This window comes from Novosphingobium sp. NFX11 (assembly GCF_057376415.1).
Genome location: NZ_CP080384.1, coordinates 2,632,659 through 2,657,986, shown reverse-complemented (window position 1 = coordinate 2,657,986; position 25,328 = coordinate 2,632,659). Strand labels below are relative to the sequence as shown.

The following is a 25,328-nucleotide window of genomic DNA, read 5'->3' as shown; positions in this document are numbered from 1 at the left end:
CGATTGCGAACGCGGATGCTAAGGCAAAATGGTGGAGCAGAAGATAACCTGCCGCCGCTTTTTGAGTGGGCAGGTCAGAAAGAGCGCCGCAAGGTGGCTCCTGCGGACGTTACATTCCCAGCTTTCACGCCGAAACTGCGCGTGGTGAACAAATCGAGGTACAGGCTGCGTCCCAGCTTCATATTGGTCGTAGCGCCTATTTCGAACCAGCTGTCCGCATAGTGCTTGCTGTCGAGCCGGAATGGCAATTGTGCGTCGGGGTTCCGATTGGGCCGAATCTGCAATGCGGAAAGGCCGTTGCTGGTCCAGTTCCGCGATAAGGACAGTCCGGCATAGTGCTCCCGAGCACTGCCGAATGCATAATCGATGCGCATCGTAGCATTGGCCGACCAGGTCGGCTCGTCGGTTTCCTGATCGCGCAGGCCTGTGACTTCGGGCGCCGGGCGCAGCAGCTTTCCATCGGCAAACGATGCGGCCACCGTCGGAGTGAGAAAGAAGCGCGAGCCCAGTGGCAGTACACGGCCGAAATCGCCACCGACGGCGTAATAGTCGCTGCCCTTGGCGCCGGTACTGGCGCGGCTGCCCAGCGAGGTGCTGATCCGGCCGTAATCCTGCCTGCCGAAGCTGACCCAGCCGTCGATCACCCAGTTGTCGAAATTTCCCCCGCTCCGAGTGTCCCGACGTAATAGTCCGAGGGCAGCGCGACGTCCGACTGTTGCAGCGTACCGTGGTAGCGCATCGCGCTGGCGCGCAAGTAGCCGCGGCCAACGGTGCGCGTCAGGCTGAGCGACTGCCAACTGCCGTCCGGACCATCGTCGCGTGCGCTGATGCCGCCGGATGCCGCCGCCGTCCATCGCAGGGGAGCGACTTGCGCGGCGCTCGTGTCACCGATCGTGCCAGTCTCGGCCTCGCGGGATGAAGTCGCGGCCGTCGTGGTTTCGGCGGCGCCCTCGGTCTCTTGCGCGGCAGCAGGCTGAAGGGATAGCGAGAGCGCCAGTGACGCACCAAGGGCGTGCAAATGTCTGAGCATGGCTCTGCCGTTCGCTCAGGCGGCTTTGCGCAGGGTCGGGACGAACGCGGCAGGCACTGTCACGCGCGCCACGAAGCCATCCTGACCGTGTGCGAACGAGACGTCGCCGCCGTGCGCCCGCGCGATCGAGCGGCAGACGGCGAGGCCGAGCCCGCTGCCGTTGCGGCCCGACTTGCGCGCGGCTTCACTGCGGTAGAACGGCTCGAAGGCACGATCGAACTCGTCCTCGGGGATACCCGGGCCAGCATCGACGATCTCCGCGACGGCCTCGTTGCCGCTGAGGGAGACACGCACGCGGGCGCTGCCGCCATACTTGACCGCGTTTTCCAGCAGGTTGCCGAGCAGGCGGCGGATGCCGACCGGATCGACCTCGACCGGGATGTGGGCATTGCGCTCGATCTCGACATTGGCCCCGACAAGCTGCCAGTCGGCGACACTGCCGGCGATGAGTTCTGCGAAGTCGAGCCGCTGGCGCGGACCGGGTGTCGAGGCGTCGCGGATGAAGGCGATGACCTGGCTGATCATCGCTTCCATCTCGGTCACTTCCTTCAGCAGACCCTCGCGCTGGTCATCGGGCACGTCCTCGATGCGGAAGCGCAGCCGCGTCAGCGGCGTGCGCAAGTCGTGGCTGATTGCCCCGACCATGGCGGTGCGATCGTCGACGAAAGCACGAAGGCGGTGGCGCATCTGGTTGAAGGCGTTCGCCGCGCGGCCGATCTCCGCCGGGCCGGAGAGCGGAAGGATGGTCGCCGAGGGATCGCGGCCGAGTTGCTCGGCGGCCCTGGCAAAATCGCGCAAGGGCACGACGATACGGCGTACGAACAGCCAGGCCAGCGGGCTGACGATCGCCAGAGACAGCGCGAACCACAGCATTACCCTGGTCTGCCAGGCATTGGGAAAAGGCTCGGCGCGGGGGCCACCGCGAGCCAGCTGCCATCCGCCTGCCGCGCGGCGGCAACGAAATCCCCTTCGATGAACGGGGGCGAGGTGACATCGAACAGCGAACTCGTCACACGGCGGAACGGGATGGGCTGCGGAGAGGAAGCCGTCTGCGGGCGCACATCCGGTGCGCGTATGGCCGCGGCTGCTGCAACCGGGTGGGCAGAGGCGACGGGCTGCGGTTGAATGGCCGCAGTCGGGATGGCGGCTGTCGTGGTGGACCGGGCGGCCGGACGAGCGGGTGCTCGCTGGGTCTCGGCGATCGGCTCGGCCGCCGCGCTCGGCTGGGCGATCGGCGGTGCGATGGCGATGACGGGACTGGGCGGAGCCAAGCCGATCCCGGGCGTCAGCCCGGGCTGGGCGAAAGCGCCGGGGCCGCGGGTGGCGCCAGGGCTGCCGATCGGTCGCCCGCCTTCACCGGCTCCGATCCCCGCGGTATTGCCAGCGGCATTTCCGGGGCTGCTTGCGCTGCCTGCGCCAGGGCGTCCGCCCCCGGCCTGGCCGGGGGTAGCGCCTCTCGTCCCGCCGCCGATTTGACCGCCTGGCAGGTTGGGACGGGGCATGGACGAACCGGGCTGTGCAGGTACGCGCGGGCCTCCGCTGCCCGGAAAGCCGCCGCCGGGAAAGTTTCCGCCCGGCATGCGGCCGCCGGGAAATCCGCCGCCCGGCATGCCGGTGGGACCGGCGGATCCGCTCGCAGGCGGTCCGCCGGGAATGGCCTGGGCCTGGGCCTCGTCGATCAGCAGCGAGGATAGGCTGCCCGAACCAGAGGATTTCACGGCGAGCGGCGATCGCCCGCTGCTCGGCACTGCGACGCCGCCGACGGGAAGCTGGGTGTAGAAGGCGAGGACCACCTCGTTCGCGGGCTGGCCGATGCGCCGGGCCAGCGCATCGCGCGAGGATTCCGAGACCAGCCAGCCTTGTCCGCTGACATCGGGCGGGCCGCGCATGGCTTTGCGTTCGAGGCGCTTGGGGGCGGGGCCGCCGCCGAGCGCGCCGGCGACTTCGTCCATGTTCCATCGTTCGGCCGGGCGCGGCGGCAGGATGACGGTCAGTGCGAGCGTCACCGCCTGCGCTGCCAGCAGGGCGCACACGAGGATCGCGACCATCTGCATGGCCAGCGGCATGCCGAGTCGGCGTGGAATCTCGGGAAGGGTCATGGCTTGTGCTTTGCCATGGGCGGTTGGCAAATTCGAGACGGAGGATTGTCGCAGGCAAGCCGCCTGCGGGTGATATGCGAAGCGGGGACAGGAGAGAGGGACACGTCCCTCCTGTCCCCGCTCCGCGTTCCCGTCGCCCACCGAAGCGGGTGGCGGGAACGGTCACCACGGACCGGGCCGGACATGAATCGCCAAAAGAGGCGGGTCCGGCTGGAAACTTTCTGGCTGTAAGCGCGTTTAAGGCGCCCAATCAGCTGCTGGCGCGGCAAGTACCACGCACTTGTGTCGTTTTGCAGACTATCAATCAAGAAATTATCCGACGCGTGGAGAGCCTTTTGGGTAATTTCTTTTCGATCTGTTCCGGGGCCACCGGCGAACGGGACGGGTGCGACTACAGAACCCGCTCGGTCGATGGCCCCGGCACCGCGAGACCCCTTGGCGGAGGGATCCCGGACGGTGGCCTTGAACGCAGCGGAACCGCATGTCGCGGGAAAGGGCGCGGGGGCGCACTAAGATCCGCGAACACGGCTGGCCGATACGTATCGCGGCAAGCTCGACTGTCCATGACCCAGCTTTTCGGGGGCGAGGTTGCCTGTGGATTTCACTGCTTTGCAGCGACATTTCAGGGGTGTCGCAGGGTGTAACGACGGCTGAAATCCGCCCGGAACACGCACTATCCATCAGCGCACAATGATCCTAGAACCGCATGCAATGGACCTGCACACCCGCATTCTCATCGTGGACGACGACGAGGGCATTCGCTCGCTGATCGGCGATTTCCTCGCCAAGCACGGCTACGACGCCACTACGGCGGCCGATCCGCTTGAGATGCGCAAGCTGCTGGCGAGCGAGAGTTTCGACCTGATCGTGCTCGACGTCATGATGCCGCGCGAGGATGGACTCACCGCCCTGCGCCAACTGGGGTCCGATGCGCCGCCGGTGATCATGCTTTCTGCGGTCGGCAGCGACGTAGACCGGATCGTCGGGCTGGAGATGGGCGCCGACGACTATCTCGCCAAGCCGTGCAATCCGCGCGAGCTTCTGGCCCGCATCCGCACCGTTCTGCGCCGCAGGGCCGGGGCCGCGCCCGCCGGAGCATTGGCCGAGGTGGCCACGCCCCGCACGATCGAGGCCGATTCGGGTGACTGTCTGCATTTCGCGGGATGGCGCATGGATCTGGGCCTGCGCCTGCTGTTCGATCCGACCAATGCGCTTATATCGCTGTCGGATGGCGAATTCCGCCTGCTGCGGGCCTTCGCCGAGCATCCGCGCCGCGTGCTGACGCGCGACCAGCTGCTCGACTGGTCGCGCGGTGAAGATCTGGATCATTACGACCGGGCCATCGACGTCCAGCTTTCGCGTCTGAGGCGCAAGCTCTCCGACGGCGAGGGCGGCAGCGATATCATCCGCACCGTTCGTAACGAGGGTTACCTGTTCGTCCCGGCGGTAGCGGACGATCGCCCGGCCGGTTAGCGCGCTGCCTGTACTTCGTTGGCGCGATAGCAAACTGATCGCAATTCTCGTGCAATTCGCCTGAAATCCCCGGGCAAAGCCCGCAGCACAGTCCTCGCCGCTCAGGTCCAGCGATCACGCCGGACGCGAAGGAGGACGGTGATGGGAACTCGGGAGCGGGGCGCCTCTGGCGGGGAGCCGCACGGCCATGGGCTGGCCGAAGACCTTCAGGCGATAGGACGCGAGATGTTCGCCCGGCGCCGGGCACTGGCTTTCATGGCCAGCGCGGGCACGGCAGCGGCGCTGGCCGCGTGCGGCGGGGACGATTCCTCCAGTTCGTCGAGCTCGGGCGCCACCAGTTCCTCTTCGACCTCGTCGTCATCCACGTCCAGTTCGTCCTCCTCGACGTCGAGCACCTCCTCATCGTCCACTTCGGGGGCACCTCGGATGCAAGCTGCATCGCCGATCCCACCGAGACCAATGGTCCTTACCCGGCCGACGGCACCAACACGGCCAGCGGTTCCACCTCGAACGTGCTCACCCAGAGCGGCGTGGTACGCTCCGATATCCGTTCCAGCTTCATCGGCTCGACCAATACCGCCGATGGCGTGCAACTCACGATCGAACTGCAGCTCGTCGACGTCAGCAATGGCTGCACGCCGATCGAGGGCGCTGCGATCTACGTGTGGCACTGCGATGCGGCGGGCCTCTATTCGCTTTACTCCAGCGGGGTCACGACCGAGAGCTATCTGCGCGGGGTGCAGGTGACCGACAGTGACGGCAAGGTCACCTTCACCACGATCTACCCGGCCTGCTATTCGGGCCGCTGGCCGCACATCCATTTCGAGGTGTTCACGGGCGGCCTGACTTCGGCCAGCACCGGGCGCACGGCGACGCTGATCTCGCAGCTCGCCATGCCGGCCGCCAACAACACGGCCGTGTTCACCGGCGACACCCGCTACACCGCCAGCATCGCCAACTACAACGCGATCTCGCTTTCGTCCGACAACGTGTTCGGCGACAACACGTCTGCCCAGATCGCCCAGCAGACGCCAAGCCTCAGTGGCAGCGTGAGCGGCGGATACACCGGTACGGCTCTCATCGGCATCGCGACCTGAGGCCGCCCGGCCTTCCACCAAGACCAATTGAAATTCATCCTTTTCGGGACATCCTCGCCATGCGTTCGTTCAAGAATACCGCCAGCCTCGGAGCGCTCGCGCTCGCGCTCGTCTCCACGCCCTCGCTTGCCGATACCTCGGTGACCAAGGATACTACGAGCGCGCTCTCCACCTCGAGTGCCGGCAACGTGACGGTGGGCGAGAACGGCACGATCGCGCTGGCCAGCGGCAGCGGCATCACCATCGACAGCGATTCGACCGTGACCATGGGCGGCACCCTGGAAATGGGCGGCGCCAGCAACACCTCGGGCATCACCGTCAATTCCGGGACGACCTCGAGCCTCGACATCGGCGAAGACGGCGTGATCACCGTGCTGGAGGACTACGTCGTCGATGATGAGGATTCGGACGGCATCGTCACCGACAACATCGCCTCGGCCAGCAACCGCTATGGCGTCCATGTGACCGGCGATGCGGCAGGCACGATCCTCAATGAAGGTTCGATTACGGTAGAGGGCCAGAACTCGGGCGGCATCGTGCTCGACGGTGACTGGACCGGCTCGATCACCAATATCGGCACGATCAAGGTAATCGGTGACAACGCGGTGGGCATCTCGGCGCAAGGGATCGATGGCGATCTGACCGTTGAGGGCACCGTCTCGGTCGTCGGCTCGGGATCGAGCGCGATCAACGTGGCCGGCGACGTCAGCGGAACGGTGACGATCCAGGGCATGGTGACCAAGGGCTACTCCTACACCGACGATGATGGCACGACCGAAGTGCTCTCGCGCGCGGCGCTGCGTACGGGGACCGCGGCAGTTTCGATCACTGGCAACGTCGATGGCGGCATCTATGTGGCGGCCGCGCCGATCGACCGCGATGATGACAATGACGACGAGGATGGAGACGGCGTCGACGACAGCGACGAAGCCACCGGCGTCATCACCACATATGGCAATGGGCCCGCGATCCAAGTCGGTGGAACCAGCGACATCACCGTCGGTTCGGTCACCGGCAACATGGGCACCTACTCGATCGTCATCGACGGGTCGGTGACGGCCAACTCCTACTACAGCAATACCGATGCCTACGGCCTGGTGATCGGCGGCGAGGGCGGCAACGTCACCCTGACTGACGGCATCGGCGTCTCGGGCACGCTCAGCGCGATCTCCTACGATCAATCGGCGACGGCGCTGCTCATCAACGAAGGCAGCACGGTCACGAACCTTTACAACAGCGGGACGATCTCGGCTTCGCTCACCTCCAGCGGTGAAGGCTCGACGACCGCGATCCGCGACCTGTCCGGCACGCTGACCTCGATCGAGAACACCGGCTTCATCATCGCCGGTGGCTCGAGCACCGACACGCGCACCGCGATCGACCTGTCGGCGAACACCACCGGGGTCACCATCACCCAGTACCTCAACGACGATGATGCCGAGACGAGCGCCGAGTACGTCGAGGACAATGACGAGGAAGATCCCTCCATCTATGCCCAGATCAGCGGCAACATCCTGCTGGGGTCGGGCAACGACAGCCTTTCTGCTTCGACCGGTCAGATCATCGGCGACACGTATTTCGGGGCGGGTGACGATACTCTGGCCTTGTCCGAGGATGCTCTGTACTCGGGTGACATCTATTTCGGCAGCGGCACGGCGACCGCGACGCTCTCGGGCGAAGCTAGCTATTCGGGCACGATGGACTTCGCCGGGGAGACCGGCACCGTCACCATCAACGACACCGCCACGTACTCGGGCCAGTTCGCCAATGCGGACAACGTCGCGGTGACCGTCAACGGCGGCACGCTCATTCCCGATGAGGCGACGACAGTCAGCTTCGGCACTCTTACGGTCGGATCGAGCGGGACGATCGGCGTCTACGTCGACGGGGACGAGAGCTCGACGATCGTGGTCAAGAGCGCGACATTGGCCGATGGCACCAGCGTAACGGCGACGGTCAACAGCCTCGCGACCGCCGAGGGCACCTATACCGTGCTCACCTCGGACAATCTCGCAATCGAGGGTTCGCTCAACGCGTCGGTCGACACGCCGTTCATCTACAACGGTGCGGTTACAAGCGATGAGGACAACGTCTACCTGACCCTTTCGCGCAAGACGACCGGCGAACTCGGCCTTACCAAGTCGCAGGCTTCGGCCTGGGACGCGGTCTACGCGACCGCGCAGAACGATGACGACATCACCGACAGCCTGCTGCAGGTCGAGGATTCGGCAACGCTGCGCGACCAGGTCGGCGGGCTGCTGCCCGATCATGCCGGCGGCGTGTTCAAGGCCGTAACCACAGCCGATCGTCTCGCCGCCCGTCACATCAGCGATGATACGACCCTGTTCGATATCTCCGACATCGGCGGCTGGTTCGAGCCGATCTACTGGCGCGCGAGCAAGGACGCCGCCGGCTCGGCTGGTTACAAGGCCAATGGCTGGGGCCTCTCGGGCGGTGTCGAGCGGCATACCGATCTTGGCAACTTCGGCGTCTCCTACGCCTGGATGCAAGGCAAGGTGAAGAACAACGGTGGTACCGGCAAGCTCGATATCGGCCAGCATGACCTCGGCCTGTTCTGGCGCACCCAGAACGGTCCGCTGCTCGCGTGGGCACGCATCGGCGCCTCGCGCATTTCGATCGATTCGACCCGGACCTACACCGGCACGATCGACGATACCGACTTCTCGTACTCGGCCGACGGCAACTGGAAGGGCTGGCTGTTCTCGGGCCTGGCCGGCGCCTCGTATCGGTTCGACATGTCGCGCCGCTTCAGCCTCAAGCCCAAGCTGGAGCTGGAGCAGATGTGGCTGAGGGAAGACGGTTACGCCGAAACCGCCGACAGCGACGCGATTGCGCTCACCGTCGCGAGCCGCACCAGCAAGATGCTGACCGCCACTCCGACGGTCACGGCCTCCTACTCGCTGGGCACGATCTCGCCGGACTGGCGTCCGCTGACCTTCCAGCTCGAAGCCGGGCGGCGCGAGGTCCTGACCGGAAAGCTCGGCAGCACGACGGCCTACTTCAACGGCGGTGACAGCTACGATGCAGGCGATGCCTTCACGATCGCCGGCGACAGCCTCAAAGGCGCATGGATCGGCGAAGTGAGCATGCTGGCAGGCGGCTATGATTTCACCTGGAAAATCTCGGCACGAACCGAGCAGACCAGCACCGGCACGGACTTTTCGGCGCGCGCGGGGCTGAGCGTGGCGTTCTGAAATCTGCCGCCGCATGATGACCCCTCCCGACATGCACGCTTGGCGCGGGGACACTTCACGCGCCAAGCGTTGCCGCCTCGCCACGCGGGCGGACAGCCTTTTCATCCGGACTGGATCTATTTTCATGCGACAGGCATCGTAGCGCCAGTTACATCGCTGCGATGTCCCTCCTACTGGCGATCGCCGCAGCGTCTGCCTCCGCTTCCGGCATTTGCGTCTCGTCGATCCATGATGGCAATACCATCCGTCTCTGCAGCGGGGAGCGGGTGCGCCTGGCGGATATCGATGCCCCAGAACTTGATGGCTCTGCGCGCTGCGAGAAGGCGCAGCGCAAGAAGCTGGCGGCTTCCAAAAACCCGCCATGGTGCGACTTCCAGCTTGGGAACGAGAGCCGCGATGCCCTGAAGAACCTGATCGGTCAGGGGCATGTGACGATCGAACGCCTCGGCAAGGATGCCTATGGCCGCACGCTCGCCCACATCTATGTCAATGAGCGTGATGCGGGAAATTATCTGATCACATGGGGACTTGCCCGGCAGTGGGTCAAGTAGCCTGGACCGTCCCGTGGGTCGGCCGGCTGAACGTTTGACCTTCACCGGCTACACCGTGCCAGCAAGATGGCGGCCTGCTGGCAGTTCACCGATCGATCGTGAGAGGGTCCGAACACGGGACGCTAGCGCCGCTGGCGAGCTTCTCGGGTTGGGGCATGATGAATGCGGCCCAGGCTTCCATCAGCGTTCGCCGCATGGCGGTGAGGTCGCTTCGCAGATAGGCTCTCTCGGTTTGCGAAAGCACGCTGTGCGAGAGTATCAATTCGGCGACCATTGCGGGTATGGCGGGCATCTCTTCTGCGGCCCAATCCCGAAAACTTGAACGAAGTCCGTGGACCGTCGCATGGCCCCATCCTTGTGCGAGCATTGAGTTGCGAAGGGCTCCGTTATTGAGCAAAGCACCGCTGCGCCCTGGGAATACCACGTGCGATTTGCCTCTCAGCACTGCGGCCCGGCGCAAGATGACGAGCGCTGCTTCACTTAGCGGTACGCTGCTCGCTCTACGCGATTTCATGATGTGCGCAGGCTTAGACCAAATTTTTGTGTCGAGGTCGATCTGGTCCCAGGTTGCCTGACGCACTTCCCCGCTGCGTGAAGCGGTCAGCGCTGCAAAGGCAAGTGCGAGCCGTCCGGAGCTTTCTGTCCCGCCAAGCAGGTCATGCATGAACACGGGCACCTGTCGGAATGGGACAGCCGGATGGTGCTGACTTTGTGATTGGCGCGCGAGGCCGCGGCGAACGACCTGTTTTTGCGGGACGTCCTGCGTGCGCAAGCCGGTCGCATGGCAGTAGGCCAGCACCTGATTGATGCGGGTGAATACCTTCTTTGCGGTAGACGGTTTGTCTGTCCACACCGGAGCCAGAGTGGCCCGGATCATGGCGTGGTCGATAATGTCGACGCTGTGGCTACCAAGTGTGGGTATAGCATAGCTGAGCATGGTCGATTTGAAATCGGCCGCATGCTTGGCGGTCCACCCCTTGAGAGCTCCGCGTGCGCCAGATCGACGGCTTGTGCGAAAGTGGGAATACGCCGCACCTCGCGGTCGCGCTCGGCCACCGGATCGAGTCCAGCGAGCGTCAGCCGGCGCAGGATTGCGGCTTTGTCGCGAGCCTCGGCAAGGGTGAGCACTTTCCTGCGCAAGATTTCTACCGCATGGACCGGATCATCCTGGCGGCGGCGACCAAGGTCGACTGACCCCAGGCCGATATCGCGCCGCCGTCCCTGATGCTGAATGCGCAGCACCCACGAGCGTGCGCGATTTCCATTGACCATAAGGTAGAGGCCGTCGCCATCGCAGTGACGCCCGTTCTTGGCGGCGCGGACATGAAAAACCGTCAATTTTCCCATCTCGATGTTCCCTTCCTTGTTCCCTCACAAAGCAGCCCTTGCTGAAGACTGCGGGCTGCAGCCGGAAAAGCCGCCGCCGGGAGGGCCTCGGACACTGCACTTCGCCTGGTGATGAACAGAGCAAGCAGCCGCTTGCCGGAGCCGAATGGTGCAAATCCTCGCGAACTTGCCGGCCCATCACGGTTCTCCCAGTAGAAGCCGGGGTATTGTCGCGCAGTGCGCAGAATTCAGCGAGATCCTGTCTGGTGACAGGAGGGGCCATCCCTCACGCGTTCCTGCGACAGGCAAGGGGCCGGCCATAGTAGCGGTTCCGTAAATCAGGCGTGGCGGCCCCGCCCATGGAAGCACAGTGGCTTTCGCAATTGTAACTTCAGATAGATATGCATTCGCCCCTACGCTGAAGGCCGATGGTATCCGGAGGCGGTTTGCAAATGGACAATGACAGCGATTGCGTGGGAATCGCGCAGGTCAATCGTGCGCTAGACAATGCATTCTTCAGCGGCTGGCCGCAGGATGAATTCGAGCTGCTGGAGTTCTTCTTACAGCTTAGAAAATTGACTATGGCAGACGCTTTGGCGCAGGAGCCGATCGAACTCCCGTTGACCCGGCAGTAAGTCCCGTCCGTGTGAGCCCGCCTGCTTCGGGGCAGGCACTACACCGCGTCATCAGGCAAAAATGCCGACGAAGGCGCTTTCCTTCTCCCATCCGCGGCGCTGAAGCTTAGCAGGGGCGCCCCCGGCCCCACGGCCGGGCCAGGCTCTGCTTTCGCTGACGCTCCAGTCGAGCCGCCTGGCGGCGTCTCGCCGGCAAGGCCGCAACGATCCCTGGCGCGAAAGTCTCGTCCCGCATCGCGGTTCGCTCGGGATGCCCTGGGCATCCCGGATGCGGGCGCCGCGCGGGCGCGCGGCGGCGCTGGGCCTTGTCGGCTCCAAAGTGGCGGGGGCGTCGCTGCCCTGTAGCCCCGCCTCGCCGGGCCGCAACCCGTCCGCTTCGCGCCCGGCTCCTCCATTTCATTTCGGCCTTTGCAGGTGCGCCCCGCCTTAGGCCGGCGGGGCTGTCGAGCATGCTCCTGCCGCCCCCGCCACCCTGGCGCCGGTCAATGGCGGTTGAGAAAGGAGCAGAGAAGATGAGCCATCACAGCCTCTATGGTGAGGTCACCGCGCGGATCATCGCCGAGCTGGAAGACGGGCGCCTGCCTTGGGTGAAGCCGTGGGATCCTTCGCGTTGTCCCTGCATGATGCCGAGAAATGCGGCGTCGGGCCGCTACTATTCCGGGATAAATGTGCTCATTTTATGGGCAGCGGGAGCGGGTAAAGGGTTCTCCTCGCAGCGATGGCTTACATACCGGCAGGCCGAGGCGGCTGGTGGCAATGTCCGGCGCGGCGAGAAGGGCACCACTGTGTGCTACGCTGACAGGTTCGTCCCCAGGGACGAGGCAGCACGGGCCCAGAGCGAGGGCGCACAGGCGAAGACGATTGCGTTTCTGAAAAGGTTTGTGGTTTTCAATCTGGACCAGTGCGAGGGTCTTTGCGATGATCTGACGGCGCCGGTTGAACTGCCCGATCCGGTTCTGGCGATCTGGCAGGCGGACCGGCTCATTGCCGACACGGGCGCGGATTTCCGGGTGGGCGGCGTAGACGCTTTCTATGCGCCGGGATCTGATTATGTGCAGGTGCCTCCTCAGGCAGCCTTTCCCGAGCCCGCCGACTGGTACCGGACGGCACTGCACGAACTGGGCCACTGGGTCGGCGGCAAGGGACGCCTGGAGCGCGATCAGACCGGTCACTTCGGATCTGAGGCTTACGCCCGGGAAGAATTGACGGCCGAACTCACATCAGCGTTCACTTGCGCAGCGCTGGGTATCGAGCCCAGCGTCCGGCATTCCGATTACATTGCGACGTGGCTTCACCTGATCTCGCGCTGACGAAAAGGCGATTTTCCGCGCCGCGAGCGCAGCAAGCAAGGCTGCGGACTGGCTGCTCGCATGCGGGCAGCGGCAGGACTAGCTTTCCTGCCCATTTCGGCTCGCAAAGCCGGTCCCGCTGCGCCGCACGCGGCGGGACCGGCCGCGGATTGCGGACGTCTGCCGGCGCTCCCCATTGCGTCATCGAACGCCCCGCGATGGGTGTGCAGCAGGTCTCGCCATGCCCTTATCCAGGGCGTGGCAATGTCCGACGCTGGCATGGCGATCAGCGTCTTTGTTGTGGGCAGGACACGGTGACTATGAGCATGACGATGACGAAGAAGGACAGGCGGACAGGCAGTGAAGTGGGTCACGACATGCTCGAAGAGGACGGCTGTTCAGCGCGCTCCCATGAGGTGCGCCTGCAGTTTCCAGGGAGCATCAGGACGCTTGCCACCGGCCCTTGCCGTGCCACGTCATCAAGGGCCTTTGGCGCGGCGAATTGCCGACTTTTCGCTGCATTGAGGAACTCGGCGCGGTGCTGAAAGCGCCAGTGCAGCGACTTTGCAGCGACCTGACCCGGCGCCAGAAGAAGCGAAGCCAGGGCCTCCGGCCGGCTTGCCTCGGCAGCGGATCGAACGCTGCGGGTTTCGGCAGAAATGGCAAAGTTCCCTGCCAGGAATCACGCGAATTTGGGAGGGTGACTTAATCAATGGCGCGGACCAAATCGATGTTCCCGAGCGGGGCTGCAAGCCCGCTGACCGGGCGCCGAGATGCGCGCGATGATGGCCTGCACGTGCGTGCAGATATCGTGCCAAGGTCTGGTCGCTGCGACCCTCCGCTCGACACGACTTTCAGGCGCGTAGGTGATCATACCCGGGCCAATGAACACTCAAAATGATGCGGCCATGCTGTCGGACAAGCGCCGGGCCCATTGCCAGGTTCCGAAAGGCCCATCGGCGAAATCCCGTACAGGCCAGCAAGTGGCAGGCATCGATAATAGCGGTTCCAGCCTCTGCCCAGGCGACAAAGCGAAACCGACGAATGTTTGGGGAGCGCACCGACCACCGCGCTGGTCGCTCTGGACTACGCCGGCGCTTTGCCGGTGGCGGTATGGCTCCTTCGCGATGGGCATTGCTGCGGACCCGTCCGTGTCACCGGATTTTGGCCGCACCACCTCTTCGGGCGATGCACGGCGCGGACGGCGTCGCTGCGCCCAATTTTCACACCCAGATACCGATTATCTGATGCGCCCTGCGCCCGCCGGCATTGAACGGCCCGGCGTGGTCGAATTTACCCCCGGACGTTTTCGACCCTGCCGGCGGACTGGCGTTTGTTTCAGATCGAGGGTCCTCAACAGGGCGGCGGCGGGCCGCCCCGGGGCGAAGAGGACCTTACCGATGAACATCCCCGATGACGTCGAAAGGGCGCAGCGTGCCCGGCGCGGCTCCCCTTCCTCAACACCGATCAGGCAGCGGCTTATCTCAAGGTTTCGCCGCGTCTCCTCAAGCGACTGCGCCGGCGCGGTGACGGACCGACATATCGGCGCCACAGCCAGCTGGTGCATTACCACATCGACGATCTCGAGGCTTGGAGCGAGGCCAACGCCGAACGTGAGCTGAAGCGATGAGTGCGCCCGACCTGCGTGCGCACAGCGCCGCGATCGGTGCCGGGCCACAACCGCGGCGCATGTCTGCGCCGCCCCAATGCCGGCCAAGACGCCGCACTATCGCAGCGGGAATACTCGCGGCAGGTCTTGCCCTGACGAGCGCGTTTCCTCCCACACCGCGCCTGGTGTGGAATGCGAGTTCGAGTGCCCCGCGCGGGCTCTATACGGTCTCGCCCGGCGCCAATATTCGCACCGGCGAAATGGTTGTCGCCCGGCTCACACCTGCCTGGGAAGACTTTGCGGCCGAGCGGCGATATCTCGCTGCCCATGTGCCATTGGTGAAACGCGTCGCCGCCGGGCCTGGCGACCGGGTCTGTGCACGGGGCGGCAAGATTTTCGCAACGGCGTCTTTCTGGCCGGCCGTCTCGGGCGGGATCGTGCCGGGCGCACAATGCCGTGGTGGAGAGGCTGCCTGCGCCTGCGATCGGGGCAATTTCTTCTGCTTATGGCCGGTAACCCAGCCTCATTTGACGGACGCTATTTCGGGATTACGAGCCAGCAGTACGTCATTGGCCGGGCGACGCTCCTATGGGCGCGGTGAGGCCGGCCTGGATGATGGCGCTGCTATTGATGCCGGCCGTTACGGGCACGCCGGCAGTGGCCGCGACCAGGAGCGTGGACCGGTGGAGCGCGCTGATTGGTGAGGCCGCCGCCCGGTTCGCGGTACCGCGAAGCTGGATCGAGCGTGTCATCCAGGCGGAAAGCGCCGGCCGTACGCTTCAGGACGGACGCCCAATTCGCAGTGGCAAGGGCGCGATCGGGCTCATGCAGCTGATGCCCGGGACCTGGGCCGAGATGCGTGACCGCTTGCATCTTGGGGATGATCCGGACGATCCTCGCGACAACATTCTGGCAGGGACATGCTACCTCAGCATGCTGCACGCGCGTTTCGGCTATCCAGGTCTTTTCGCTGCATACAATGCCGGTCCCGCGCGCTACGAAGAGCATCTCTCCGGGCGGCCCTTGCCCCGCGAAACGAGAGACTATCTTGCGCGCGTGACCGGCCCTGCCCGTGATGCGCCGTCCCTTGCATCGCGCTCGATCTTCGTGGTCCCCGGCGGAGGCGAAAGCGCTTCGAAGGATGGACCCGGCGATGACGCTGCGATCGATCCCCTGTTCGCGATCCGCAGGCGATGATGCGCGTGGCACTGCGCGGTATTCCGGTGCTCGTAGCACCGTGGATCGCAGCGGCGTGTCGGGCGCGCTGGCCTGAAGATCCAGGCGGCTTGCAGGCCCGTGACGGCGCGGTGGCACCACGCTCAATACGAAATCGGCGGGCCATGCGCGGCGCGATCAGTTGCACAATTTTCCTGGTTTGCAGCTGGCCCGCGCGTGGGAAGCATCCGCCGCGACGTGCCGGCTCGGCCATATTCATCATGTGCCTTGCGCAGGTGCAATTCCACTATCCCTGCGGCATCGCAGGACCCCGGCGCGCTGCGGGCATGGAGGGTGCCGGACACTGTGCCAGCCCGGGAGACAGCAGCGCGCCTTCGCGGTTACCTGACATGCCGGCTTTAGGGGCCGGTGATGCCAGCGACCGGATAGCATTCTTGGCATTGCCGCGGCAGATCGGCCAAGCGGGGCGCGAGGAGCCGATCGAGGCGATTAACAAGATAGAAGCTGTGTCTCCAAACGACATGCAACCCCTTATCCTGAAATGCTTATTGCACGAGACACGCGAAACAGGCGGGGGCAGCCGCGAGACGCCCGGAACGGGCGGGCGATGCAATGAGCGATGACGAATTCGAGCCGCGCCTCGGGCGGCAGGGCAATACCGGCAAAGCGACGCGCAAGTACGCAGCACGAGTGGACGCCGGCGCCCGGGTTCACGGCGTCAGGGCGAAGCGCTCGGGCACGCGCTTCGATGGCAGTCGCATCGGTCGCGCCGCCGCGATTGGAAGACTGCTTTCTACGCGAAATTCGCAAGGCCTTTCGAGGTCGCGCCGCGCCGTCGTCAAGACGAGCCTCGTGCACCTCAAAGGCCGGGGGCTTCATGCAGCGCGCGCGCACCTCAATTACATCCAGCGCGACGGCGTTACGCGCGGCGGCGAAGCTGGCGAACTTTACGGCCGCGGGGGCGAGCCGGTCGATGGCCGCGAATTTCTCGCCCGATGCGCCGGGGACAGGCACCAGTTTCGGGCCATCATCTCGCTGGAAGACGGCGAGCGCTACGAGGACCTCAAACCTTATATGCGCCGTCTCATGGATCAGGTGGAAAAGGACCTTGGAACCGGACTCGACTGGGCCGCGGTCGACCACCACGATACCGGGCACCCTCACACTCACGTCGTGGTGCGCGGGGTGGATGACAAGGGCAGGGATCTTGTGATCGCCCGCGAGTACCTCGCGCACGGCCTGCGCGAGCGCGCTGCGGAACTGGCGACTCGTGAGCTTGGCCTGGCATCCGATCAGGACATCGAGGCCCGCCTCAGCCGGGATGCGGACCAGGAGCGCCTGACCGCAATCGATCGGCGACTTCTCTCGCGTCTGGACAGCGAGCGCTGCGTCATGCCTGAAGCGGCGGATCCGATCTGGCGCGCTTACGAGATCAGGCGACTGCACCGGCTGGAAGCCATGGAGCTTGCCCGCAGCGCAGGCCCGCAGCGCTGGCGTCTCGACGTCGCTATCGAAAGCACGCTAACGCAAATGGGTGAGCGCGCCGATATCATCCGCGTGATGCAGCGCGAATTGACCCGTTCGGGGTTGGAGCGCGAGATTCGCATCCACACGCCTGCCGCCGGCCCGCTCATTGGCAAAGTGCAGATGTACGGCGTTCGTGACCAGCACCGCCAGCGTCAATTCCTGCTGGTGGACGGTGTCGATGGCCACATGCACTATCTTGATCTTGGAGTGATGGGATCCGGCAGCGAGATCGCAGAGCAGGCTGCTATCCGGGCGGCGGCGGCACAGGAAAGCGGGACCGTAGCCATTGATCGCACGATCGGGACGGTTGCAGCGGCCAATTCGGGGAGTATTCCCAGCGCCTCCATCTCCGTCACGATCCGCACGCGAGCACGGCGCAGACCCTGATTTACGAACAGCGTCTGGAGGCCTTCTGCCGTGCAGGTTTGATCAAGCAACGAGATGCGGCGGGCACGTGGACGATCCCGGGAGATTTTCTGGAGCGGGTCGGCGCGCTCGAGGAACGACAATTGCGTGACTACCCGGTGGAGATTGAGGTCCTGGCGAAGCGACCGCTGGCGCAGCTGGCGACCTTCGACGGCGTGACATGGCTCGATCACGAGCTTTCCGACCCCCATGTATCCGGCGCGCGTGACCAGGGTTTCGGACGCGAGCTGCGCGGTGCTCTTGCCGTCCGGCGGCAATGGCTGGTGGAGCAGGATCTGCGCACGAAGATGCGCACGGATTCAGGCTGCGCTGCGGTGCGCTCGCACAGTTGCAGCGCCGTGAGCTGTTGCGTCTGGCTGAGGAAGTATCCCGCGACCTTGGCAAGCCTTATGTTGAGGCCGCATCCGAGGTGCGCATAGAAGGGCGCATCGCGCGCAGGATCGAAGCGGAGGCCGGCGGTTATGCGGTGATCGAGAACGCGCGTGACTTTACGCTCGTCCCCTGGAGCCGTGATTTCGCGAGGCAGGTCGGCAAAGAGGGCGCGGGGATTGTTCGAGATGACACCATGCCACACTGGACCCTGCAGCGGGGTCGGCAGGGGCCGGAAATCGGCTAGCGTCTTCGTACTCCCCGATGCCCAGGTTTAATGGCTTTGCCACGAGGCGGCAGGCACTGCTGCGAAAACCGTGAACCCGCACGGCTCATCAGCTGCGTGGGTGCACCGCACCATAGGGTCATCGTACATGGGTCCATCGCACCCGTGACAATCTCTCTTTCTTGCTCATTAGGTTGTGGTGGAAAATCATTGCAACCTTACATGTCTACAATATGCCGAGTGGGCATGTATGCTATCTGCCGACGACCGTGATGCGGTACAGGCAACTCTGAAGGGAGATCCGTGTGGATGGAGTGGACATCGCCAGGCCGGTCACGCGCTCACCCGCAATCTGTTCAGTTCGATAAATTTCGTAACAGGATCGAGACATTGCGCATCTAGTGCGTTAGCTCTGGGTCTTCCGCCACACTCTCAACGACCCCGCTTTATCAAGGACATTCATGATCACCAAGCATCCCGTCCTCGTTACCGGCGGCGCCGGTTATATCGGCAGCCATGCAGTGCTGGCGTTAAAGGACGCAGGGTGGTCCGTGGCGGTGATCGACAATCTGGTCACCGGTTTCCGCTTCGCCATTCCCGAAGGCGTCACCTTCTATGAAGGCGATATTGACGACGCAGACCTGCTCGCCCGCATCTTTGCTGACCAGGGTATGGGTGACGGCAAAGGTGCGATCATGCACTTCGCCGGTTCGGTGGTGGTGCCCGAATCGGTCGAGAATCCCCTCAAATACTATCACAACAACACAGCCAAGAGCCGGGCCCTGATCGAAGCGGCAATAACGGCGGGCGTACCGCACTTCATCTTCAGCTCGACAGCAGCGACTTATGGTATCCCCAAGGTGTCGCCCGTGACCGAGGATGCGCCGAAGGAGCCGATCAACCCCTACGGCATGTCCAAGTTGATGACCGAAGCGATGCTGGGTGACGTCAGCCGCGCTCACCCGTTCAACTATTGCGTGCTACGCTATTTCAATGTGGCCGGAGCCGACCCGCAGGGCCGCACCGGTCAGTCGACCGCAGGTGCCACGCATTTGATCAAGGTGGCGGTGGAAGCGGCGCTGGGAAAACGCAGTCATGTCGGCGTATTCGGCACCGATTTCGACACACCCGATGGCACCGGTGTACGCGACTACATCCACGTCTCGGATCTCGCCAGTGCGCACGTTCTGGCGCTCGAGGCGATCATTGCCCAGCCGTTGCAGTCGCTGACCATGAACTGCGGGTATGGTCGCGGCTTCTCGGTGCTTGAAGTGCTGGATGCAGTAGACCGCGTGACCAACCTCACCATCGACCGCCGCTTCGAGGGGCGCCGCGCGGGCGATCCCGATGCGCTCATCTCCAACAACGAGCGCATCAAGTCGACGCTTCCGTGGACGCCCCAGTACGACGATCTGGGTATGATCGTGGAACATGCGTTGGCGTGGGAACGCAAACTGAGCGAAATCCGCCCGGTGTAAGGGAGACATGCGCTTCGCTATCTGCCTACTTTCTGTGTATCCCAAACCCCTTCCGTTGTTTCTGCCTTCACAGGGTCGACAGAGATAGCGGTTGCGAGGGGGACGTGCCCGCGCCATGCCGTGCCAATTCCTGTCGAATCTAAGGCCCGGAGGTCTGCGGGCTTGCGTCTGGCGTGATCCACCCCTCGCAGACGTTTTAGAAGTTTGCGATAGTCGCACCGATCAGACTTCGAGATTGGCGTCGAAGATATCGGGCGACCTTCAATGCTCACGTCGAGACCTCATCGGAGGTGCCCGGGGCGCGCGGGGTAACGCGCACAGGATCGAAGTGGAGGGGGCAATTATGCCCTGGTCGAGAAAATCCATGACTTCACGCTCGTCCCCTGGCGCTCAGACTTTGCGAGCCAGATCGGCACAGAGAGAGGGGCGGGGATCGTTTGTGACGGCGCCGGACACGGAAACCTTTCGGGGGAAGGCGGGGGCCGCAGATCAGCGAGCGTGCGTGGTGCCGAAACGCCGCAAGTCACGGGCTTTGTCATGCCCCTCGCAGAGCGGCGATTGAACGCACTTGCAGCATTGTGTTAAATCCCTCCCGTATTTTATGGAAAGGATTGGCTGTGATCCGCCAATGGTTGAAGCGACTGCAGTTCGTTCTGCAGACACCGTGGTTCTGTAACTCCAGAACCGAGGGGTGCACCTTCAAAAAGCGGTGTTCTAACTGCCAGATCGAACATGGGCCGGTGACAAATTAGCCTAGGCGAATCGGCTGCGGGCGCAAGAGGCGTTGCGTTCAAAATGACGGGACGTGGCCTCTGCGCGGACAAGTATTGTGACGGAAACGTCACAGCGTCGCGATAATCGCGACCTTAGTGGTGGCGGCACCCGCGGGCGCATTCGTCTCGCCCTCCTCGATGCACCTCACCAAGCGGACGGATAGTGCGGGTATTGCGTGGTTTCACGTAGCGAAAGTCGTCCCTGCAGAGAACGGCCGCTGCTCGGGCGGCAGACCGGCGCGCTTGACGTGCATGCCGAAGCGTTGGATTGCACAATGGAACCATCTCGGATCAAATACTTTCAGCGGTCTGGGGGCTGAGATGGTAAGCGCCCCCAGATGGCTATGATGAAGGAGGTCACATGAAGCTGAAGCAGACCATGCTCGCACTCGGCGCCGCCGCAGTGCTGGCTGCCCCGGTCGCGGCTCAGGCCGGTACCACGGCTGCAGCCTCGGTTGGCAAGATCAGCAGCCTGAGCGGTGTTGGCGAGCGTCGCTCGGCCGCCGTGAAGGCGAAGAACAAGGCTGACGGCGGCGTCGTCGTCCTTGGCCTGCTCGCAGCCGGCGCCGCCGGTTTCGGCGTGTACAAGGCGGTTGACGACAACAAGTCGAACGGATCCTGATCCGCTCGCTTGCGCAGCAGCGAATGACGACGGCCGCGGCAGGGACCTCCTGCTGCGGCCGTCTGATTTTTGGCCCAGCATTTCAAAGCGCCGGTATCGGCAATGCATTGACTATCCCCCCAGGATCAATCTCGTGTTTCAATTTTTCAAGTGCCTGATGAATCGCCACATCCCTGCCAAAGGGAAGGATCGATGGAATGGCAGCATGTATGTGCGGCTCTGCCGGGGCTGCGACGGCCCGATCGTGCGCAAGGGTCATTCCAACCGATGGATACGCAAGAGGTGATTGCGCGGGTCTGAGAGCCCGCCCCGAAAGTTGTTGAGCAATACCATCATGTTGTGATTCACGCCGTCCTGCGAGAGATGGAGTGAACAATGGCATGGACTGGTATTGCCCGGCAGGAGCATAGCCGGAAAAAGTTGCGCTATTCCAGCGATTTGACGGACAGGGAGTGGGAATTGGCGCCGCCGTTTATCGCGCCAGCTAGGCGCGGAGGTCGACGTCGCACAACGAACATGCGCGAAGTGATGAATGCGCTGCTGTACATTGCGGCAAGCGGCTGCGCCTGGAGGCTTCTGCCCAAGCGCTTTCCACCGGTCACTACAGTCCAGCGCTACTTCTACGTTTGGCGCAACACCGGTCTGCTCGAGGTCATAAACGCGGTGCTGGTCTTGAACCTGCGGGAGATCGAGGGGCGCGAAGCCTCGCCAAGCGCCGGTGTGATCGATAGCCAGTCGGTGAAAACAACGGAAAGCGGCGGCCCTTGCGGCTATGATGCGGGAAAGAAGATCAAAGGCCGCAAGCGCCACATCCTGACGGACACCTGCGGCTTTCTCATCTTCATCCTCGTCCACACCGCCGACATTCAGGACCGCGACGGTGCCGTCGATGTCCTTAAGTCCGTACGCAAACGCTTCCCTTGGCTGTGCCATGTCTTTGCAGATGGAGGCTATGCTGGCGACAAGCTTCGTGCCGCCCTGACCGGCTCGGGTGCCTGGACGATCGAAATCATCAAACGTTCGGACAAGGCGAAGGGATTTCAGGTTCTCCCTCGGCGGTGGGTCGTAGAACGCACCTTCGCATGGCTTGGCCGATGCCGCCGCCTTGCCAAGGACTGGGAAACCACCATCGTATCCTCCACGGCATGGGCGACGATAGCCTCTATCCGCATGCTTACTCGTAGAACTGCAAGGTATTGCTACGGTTGAAAAACTTCCGAGCCAGGCACTGAGCAGGCGTGCCGATTTCGACCAGCGGTCGCAACATCGGTCGACGCCCTGCCCGCTTATCGGTGAGGTGGAAGGGCCCCGAGCACAACTTGGTCACGGCTATGAACGGCGGCCAGCATCACACGATGCCCCGTTCGAGACAGTGTCCCTCTTTTGGGCCGGACCAATCCGGTCATCCGGCTGTTGCCGGCTGGTCTGCCCTGTCGGGCAGGTTCGATTTGGCCAATCGGGGTGCGCCACGCACGCAAGGCCGCGAGGGTTAGCCATGCTATTCGCACATGATGTCTTGCTTCGCGAGCCGCGGTCGTTATCGCCGGGACCGGCCATGTCGGCGATCATCGCGGCCCAATTACCGCCAATGTGATCACATCACGGCCGCAGAGCTTTTTCCTGTGCTCGGCTGCCGGCCGGTTTTCCTCCTTTGCGGCGCTGTGGTCTCGAAAGTGCCGCATAAACTGCGGGAAAGAGGAAGCGAGATCACGCTGGCAGTCGGCTCAGGAGATGCCGCGAGGGGAGCGAGACTATCGCCGTTTCCGCAGTAGGCCCGTCGATTGGCACCACCAGCCGCGTCGCACTTCTGGTTTTCGAAAGATTTGCCGCTTCGGCGATGACGAAAAGATGTGGCACGTTCTTCCGCGTGAGTTGATTGTCGCTCAACATCGAGCCCGGCCTCACGTTGGTGATTGGCGCGGACGTGCACGAGACACACAAATGGCGGAGATCGCCGCCGCAATGTCGTTACACCGACAGGCGGTTGTCTGCGCCGACATCTCCCGCGCATTCGCGAGCGTCAAGAGGTGGCCGGAAATCTGGACAGGGTCGTTTAATCGCAAAGAGGTCAAGGGGAACCCGGCGCGGCCTTCCTCGGTCTACGATTGCTTGATCGCAGACGGTTTGGTGATCGTGGTTTTCAGCAGCGCCAGCATCAGTCGCGCTGGTATGTCGTTTGTCGGGTACAGGGTCGTTTACGCGGTCGAGACACGCCCGCCGCAGGATAGGTCTTCGTGGGCCGGGATCTTCCAATGTGTTAAACGCACTTGCCGAGAAATGATGGCAATGCGGCCTGTGTAGCGGAATGATCCTGTCCGCGTCCCGACAGGGACGAAGCAGCGCGTCCATGCCATGAACGCTAACTGAGAAAAGCTTTCAGTTCTGCAGAGTTCCAACCCTTGCTGTTTGACGCACGTCAGGCAGCGGATGTCATCGAACGATCGAACAGTTCACCCGTCCGGAGCATGGCATGCATGATCACTGCGAGCTTGCGTGCGACCGCGACGGCAGCTGGTTTGAAGCCGATCTTTTCCTTGAGTTTCAAGCCCCAGATACGCAGCGCGCTTTCCGCCGTGCTGCGCGTCAGGATCACGGTCGCGGCTTCATAGAGTGTGGAGCGGCGTGCAAATTTGACCCCGTTAGCGGGGTGATCGGCGTCTAAAATTGACCCCCTTCATCTCATTGTGTGAGGCGCCGCCGTTTGGGTTTCCGAACGGCGGGGATAGGGATGTTGGTAGTGGAGACGATTGCGAGAATCCGTCGGGAGCACAAAGACGGGAAGCCAATCAAGGAGATCGCGCGGGATCTGCGTTTGTCGCGCAACACGGTACGCCTTTGCCGTCGTCCGCGAGCGGGTGGCGAAGATCCTCACCCAGAAGGCTGGCAGCACAGACAAGCTTTATGCCCTGCACGCGCCCGAGGTGGAATGCATCGCCAAGGGCAAGGCGCGGACCCGCTACGAGTTCGGGGTAAAGACCTCGATCGCGGTGACAAACGCCCGCACCGCCGGCGGCCAGTTCATCGTCGGCATGCAGGCGTTGCCCGGCAACCCCTATGATGGCCACACCCTGTCCGGGCAGATCGAGCAAGTCGAGCGCCTGACCGGCGTCACCGTTGAGCGGGCTTATGTCGATCGCGGCTACAAGGGGCACAAGCATGGCGGGCAGGCCAGGGTCTATATCGCCCACACCCGCGGGATCACCTCACCCACGATCAAGCGCGAGCTCAGGCGACGAAATGCCATCGAACCGATCATCGGTCACACCAAGTCCGATGGCCTGCTCGAGCGCAATCACCTCGCCGGTGCCACCGGCGATGCCATCAATGCCATCCTGGTCGCCGCGGGGCACAATCTCAGGTTGCTCGTCGCATGGCTGACTGCGCTTTTGCGCGCCCTCATCGCCGCCTGGCTATCCCCAGTCCTGCCCGAAATGGGCGCTGCCTGAAAGCAGCGTACCAGTTCGATAAACCCCTCACGGCACATCGGACGCAATCTACCCGTCGCCGAAACGAACATCGCATTGTTCACGGCCGACGAGATGGTTTGGTTGCTGGACCAACCTTCAATCAGGAGACCATCCCATGACTGACGCCACGGCAGCGGTAAGCCCGCTGCGTCGTCGTATGATCGACGATATGAGCCTGCGCAACCTGTCGCCTGCAACACAGCGATCCTACATTCACGCGGTCAAGCGGTTCAGCCGCCATTTTGGCCGTTCGCCTGATCTGCTGGGACTGGAGGATGTCCGCGCCGTCTGCAAACACGTGACGCAGCCAGGGGAAGCGCCTGACGATTTCTCCAAGGACCAGCGGTGCCCCGTCCCGGTCCTGAATGTCGGCGGCGTGCACAACGGCATGGACAAGATTTCCATCGGTGTCGGTCAGGATGTGCCGTTTGCGTCCTTTGATCTTCTTCCCTGCATCGTAACCGCACAGGCCACCGCTTTCGGTCGTCTTGACCGACTGGCTGTCGATCACGCCAGCGCTGGGAGAAGCCTCTCGCCCATCAGCTTCTCGGGCCATCATCAACAAGGTGTGGTTTATCGTCAGCCACAGCCCGTTGTCTCGCCACAAGTAGAACCAATGCCGCACGCTCGACACCGGCGGAAAGCAAGGCGGCAGCATCCGCCATGGCAGGCCTCCGCGCAGTAGGTACAGAATTGCCTCGACGATGCGTCGTAATGGCCATTTGCGGGGCCGTCCGACACGAGACGCAGGTGGAAGCATGGCTCCAGCAGCGCCCACTCGGCATCCGTCAAATCGCTTGGCAAAGCTAGCCCTCTTCGCGCATGAAGGGCGCGAGTGGTATCGGTCCACATCGTTGAATCCATGGTAGTTTTTGGCGAAACCCATGAATCAATGACAGGCCAAAGCGTCAAGCTAACCTGCTGATACCACTCAACTTAT

Annotated in this window: 18 protein-coding genes and 7 pseudogenes; 17 read left to right on the top strand and 8 right to left on the bottom strand. The window is 63.5% G+C overall.

Features of this window, described 5'->3' with window-relative positions:
• Positions 1-74: 74 nt before the first annotated feature.
• The 4 genes from KZO24_RS13645 to KZO24_RS13630 are packed head-to-tail and all read right to left on the bottom strand — an operon-like array spanning position 75 to position 3,129.
• Positions 75-644 (bottom strand): autotransporter domain-containing protein, encoded by a 570-nt coding sequence (locus KZO24_RS13645; RefSeq protein ID WP_486486409.1) that lies wholly within the window; start codon positions 642-644, stop codon positions 75-77.
• A complete protein-coding gene (locus KZO24_RS13640; RefSeq protein ID WP_486486408.1) occupies positions 641-1,030 on the bottom strand; it encodes a hypothetical protein in 390 nt (129 codons plus the stop codon). The genes KZO24_RS13645 and KZO24_RS13640 overlap by 4 nt, the downstream gene beginning before the upstream one ends.
• 15 nt (positions 1,031-1,045) lie before the next feature.
• Complete coding sequence (locus tag KZO24_RS13635; protein WP_486486407.1) at positions 1,046-1,903, bottom strand: ATP-binding protein; 858 nt, start codon at positions 1,901-1,903, stop codon at positions 1,046-1,048.
• Positions 1,903-3,129 carry a hypothetical protein gene (locus tag KZO24_RS13630; protein WP_486486406.1) on the bottom strand — a complete coding sequence of 409 codons (1,227 nt, stop codon included), beginning with the start codon at positions 3,127-3,129 and terminating at the stop codon, positions 1,903-1,905. Before KZO24_RS13630 ends, KZO24_RS13635 begins: the two co-directional genes overlap by 1 nt.
• A gap of 711 nt (positions 3,130-3,840) precedes the next feature.
• On the opposite strand from KZO24_RS13630, the gene KZO24_RS13625 reads away from it, so the two are divergent.
• From KZO24_RS13625 to KZO24_RS13610, 4 genes are all read left to right on the top strand, one after another.
• The gene (locus tag KZO24_RS13625) at positions 3,841-4,602 is read left to right on the top strand and encodes a response regulator (RefSeq protein ID WP_486486405.1); all 762 of its coding nucleotides are present in this window, start codon (positions 3,841-3,843) and stop codon (positions 4,600-4,602) included.
• 290 nt (positions 4,603-4,892) lie between these two features.
• A complete protein-coding gene (locus KZO24_RS13620; protein WP_486486404.1) occupies positions 4,893-5,699 on the top strand; it encodes an intradiol ring-cleavage dioxygenase in 807 nt (268 codons plus the stop codon).
• 59 nt (positions 5,700-5,758) lie between these two features.
• Complete coding sequence (locus KZO24_RS13615) at positions 5,759-8,914, top strand: autotransporter outer membrane beta-barrel domain-containing protein (protein WP_486486403.1); 3,156 nt, start codon at positions 5,759-5,761, stop codon at positions 8,912-8,914.
• 266 nt (positions 8,915-9,180) lie between these two features.
• Positions 9,181-9,465 (top strand): thermonuclease family protein, encoded by a 285-nt coding sequence (locus KZO24_RS13610; RefSeq protein WP_486486402.1) that lies wholly within the window; start codon positions 9,181-9,183, stop codon positions 9,463-9,465.
• An 85-nt stretch (positions 9,466-9,550) separates the two neighbouring features.
• Here the strand turns inward: KZO24_RS13610 and KZO24_RS13605 are convergent, their stop codons facing one another.
• Together KZO24_RS13605 and KZO24_RS13600 are read right to left on the bottom strand one after the other, a co-directional pair.
• Positions 9,551-10,402 carry a tyrosine-type recombinase/integrase gene (locus KZO24_RS13605; RefSeq protein ID WP_486486401.1) on the bottom strand — a complete coding sequence of 284 codons (852 nt, stop codon included), beginning with the start codon at positions 10,400-10,402 and terminating at the stop codon, positions 9,551-9,553.
• Positions 10,339-10,812, bottom strand: a complete 474-nt coding sequence (locus KZO24_RS13600) for an Arm DNA-binding domain-containing protein (protein ID WP_486486400.1) — start codon at positions 10,810-10,812, stop codon at positions 10,339-10,341. The genes KZO24_RS13605 and KZO24_RS13600 overlap by 64 nt, the downstream gene beginning before the upstream one ends.
• A gap of 431 nt (positions 10,813-11,243) precedes the next feature.
• On the opposite strand from KZO24_RS13600, the gene KZO24_RS13595 reads away from it, so the two are divergent.
• From KZO24_RS13595 to KZO24_RS13550, 10 genes and pseudogenes are all read left to right on the top strand, one after another.
• Positions 11,244-11,426 carry a hypothetical protein gene (locus KZO24_RS13595; RefSeq protein ID WP_486486399.1) on the top strand — a complete coding sequence of 61 codons (183 nt, stop codon included), beginning with the start codon at positions 11,244-11,246 and terminating at the stop codon, positions 11,424-11,426.
• Positions 11,427-11,938: 512 nt separating this feature from the next.
• Positions 11,939-12,818, top strand: a pseudogene (locus KZO24_RS13590) (ArdC family protein).
• A 1,410-nt stretch (positions 12,819-14,228) separates the two neighbouring features.
• The gene (locus tag KZO24_RS13585) at positions 14,229-14,345 is read left to right on the top strand and encodes a hypothetical protein (protein ID WP_486487176.1); all 117 of its coding nucleotides are present in this window, start codon (positions 14,229-14,231) and stop codon (positions 14,343-14,345) included.
• A pseudogene (locus KZO24_RS13580) lies at positions 14,342-14,662 on the top strand (S26 family signal peptidase); the annotation flags it as partial. The gene KZO24_RS13585 and the pseudogene KZO24_RS13580, both read left to right, overlap by 4 nt.
• A 113-nt stretch (positions 14,663-14,775) precedes the next feature.
• Entirely contained in the window at positions 14,776-14,925 is a 150-nt protein-coding gene (locus KZO24_RS13575; RefSeq protein ID WP_486486398.1) for a S26 family signal peptidase, read from the top strand.
• Positions 14,913-15,521: a lytic transglycosylase domain-containing protein gene (locus KZO24_RS13570; protein ID WP_211150578.1), complete on the top strand. Its 609-nt coding sequence runs from the start codon at positions 14,913-14,915 to the stop codon at positions 15,519-15,521. The genes KZO24_RS13575 and KZO24_RS13570 overlap by 13 nt, the downstream gene beginning before the upstream one ends.
• Before the next feature lie 591 nt (positions 15,522-16,112).
• A pseudogene (locus KZO24_RS13565) lies at positions 16,113-18,069 on the top strand (DUF3363 domain-containing protein).
• A gap of 440 nt (positions 18,070-18,509) precedes the next feature.
• Entirely contained in the window at positions 18,510-19,526 is a 1,017-nt protein-coding gene (gene galE, locus KZO24_RS13560; RefSeq protein WP_036527480.1) for a UDP-glucose 4-epimerase GalE, read from the top strand.
• A 1,134-nt stretch (positions 19,527-20,660) separates the two neighbouring features.
• Positions 20,661-20,921, top strand: coding sequence for a hypothetical protein (locus KZO24_RS13555; protein ID WP_008828257.1), 261 nt, complete (start codon positions 20,661-20,663; stop codon positions 20,919-20,921).
• A gap of 375 nt (positions 20,922-21,296) precedes the next feature.
• Complete coding sequence (locus tag KZO24_RS13550) at positions 21,297-22,130, top strand: IS5 family transposase (RefSeq protein WP_486486397.1); 834 nt, start codon at positions 21,297-21,299, stop codon at positions 22,128-22,130.
• Positions 22,131-23,337: 1,207 nt separating this feature from the next.
• Here the strand turns inward: KZO24_RS13550 and KZO24_RS13545 are convergent.
• Positions 23,338-23,541 (bottom strand): annotated as a pseudogene (locus tag KZO24_RS13545) (IS110 family transposase); the annotation flags it as partial.
• Positions 23,542-23,649: 108 nt separating this feature from the next.
• On the opposite strand from KZO24_RS13545, the pseudogene KZO24_RS13540 reads away from it, so the two are divergent.
• The 3 genes and pseudogenes from KZO24_RS13540 to KZO24_RS13530 all read left to right on the top strand — a co-directional run.
• Positions 23,650-23,754: pseudogene (locus KZO24_RS13540) on the top strand (IS21 family transposase); the annotation flags it as partial.
• A 22-nt stretch (positions 23,755-23,776) separates the two neighbouring features.
• On the top strand, positions 23,777-24,367 hold the full coding sequence (locus KZO24_RS13535) for a transposase family protein (RefSeq protein WP_486487209.1): 591 nt from the start codon (positions 23,777-23,779) through the stop codon (positions 24,365-24,367).
• 136 nt (positions 24,368-24,503) lie between these two features.
• Positions 24,504-24,629, top strand: a pseudogene (locus tag KZO24_RS13530) (tyrosine-type recombinase/integrase); the annotation flags it as partial.
• A 42-nt stretch (positions 24,630-24,671) separates the two neighbouring features.
• Here the strand turns inward: KZO24_RS13530 and KZO24_RS13525 are convergent.
• Positions 24,672-25,240: pseudogene (locus tag KZO24_RS13525) on the bottom strand (IS5 family transposase); the annotation flags it as partial.
• Between the last annotated feature and the right edge of the window lie 88 nt (positions 25,241-25,328).

Coding starts and splice junctions, on each gene's coding strand:
- KZO24_RS13550 (WP_486486397.1), top strand. CDS start 21,297: ATGGCATGGACTGGTATTGCCCGGCAGGAGCATAGCCGGAAAAAGTTG.
- KZO24_RS13640 (WP_486486408.1), bottom strand. CDS start 1,030: ATGCTCAGACATTTGCACGCCCTTGGTGCGTCACTGGCGCTCTCGCTA.
- KZO24_RS13615 (WP_486486403.1), top strand. CDS start 5,759: ATGCGTTCGTTCAAGAATACCGCCAGCCTCGGAGCGCTCGCGCTCGCG.
- KZO24_RS13555 (WP_008828257.1), top strand. CDS start 20,661: ATGAAGCTGAAGCAGACCATGCTCGCACTCGGCGCCGCCGCAGTGCTG.
- KZO24_RS13605 (WP_486486401.1), bottom strand. CDS start 10,402: ATGCTCAGCTATGCTATACCCACACTTGGTAGCCACAGCGTCGACATT.
- KZO24_RS13595 (WP_486486399.1), top strand. CDS start 11,244: ATGGACAATGACAGCGATTGCGTGGGAATCGCGCAGGTCAATCGTGCG.
- KZO24_RS13570 (WP_211150578.1), top strand. CDS start 14,913: ATGGGCGCGGTGAGGCCGGCCTGGATGATGGCGCTGCTATTGATGCCG.
- KZO24_RS13635 (WP_486486407.1), bottom strand. CDS start 1,903: ATGCTGTGGTTCGCGCTGTCTCTGGCGATCGTCAGCCCGCTGGCCTGG.
- KZO24_RS13575 (WP_486486398.1), top strand. CDS start 14,776: ATGCCGTGGTGGAGAGGCTGCCTGCGCCTGCGATCGGGGCAATTTCTT.
- KZO24_RS13625 (WP_486486405.1), top strand. CDS start 3,841: ATGGACCTGCACACCCGCATTCTCATCGTGGACGACGACGAGGGCATT.
- KZO24_RS13630 (WP_486486406.1), bottom strand. CDS start 3,129: ATGACCCTTCCCGAGATTCCACGCCGACTCGGCATGCCGCTGGCCATG.
- galE (WP_036527480.1), top strand. CDS start 18,510: ATGATCACCAAGCATCCCGTCCTCGTTACCGGCGGCGCCGGTTATATC.
- KZO24_RS13600 (WP_486486400.1), bottom strand. CDS start 10,812: ATGGGAAAATTGACGGTTTTTCATGTCCGCGCCGCCAAGAACGGGCGT.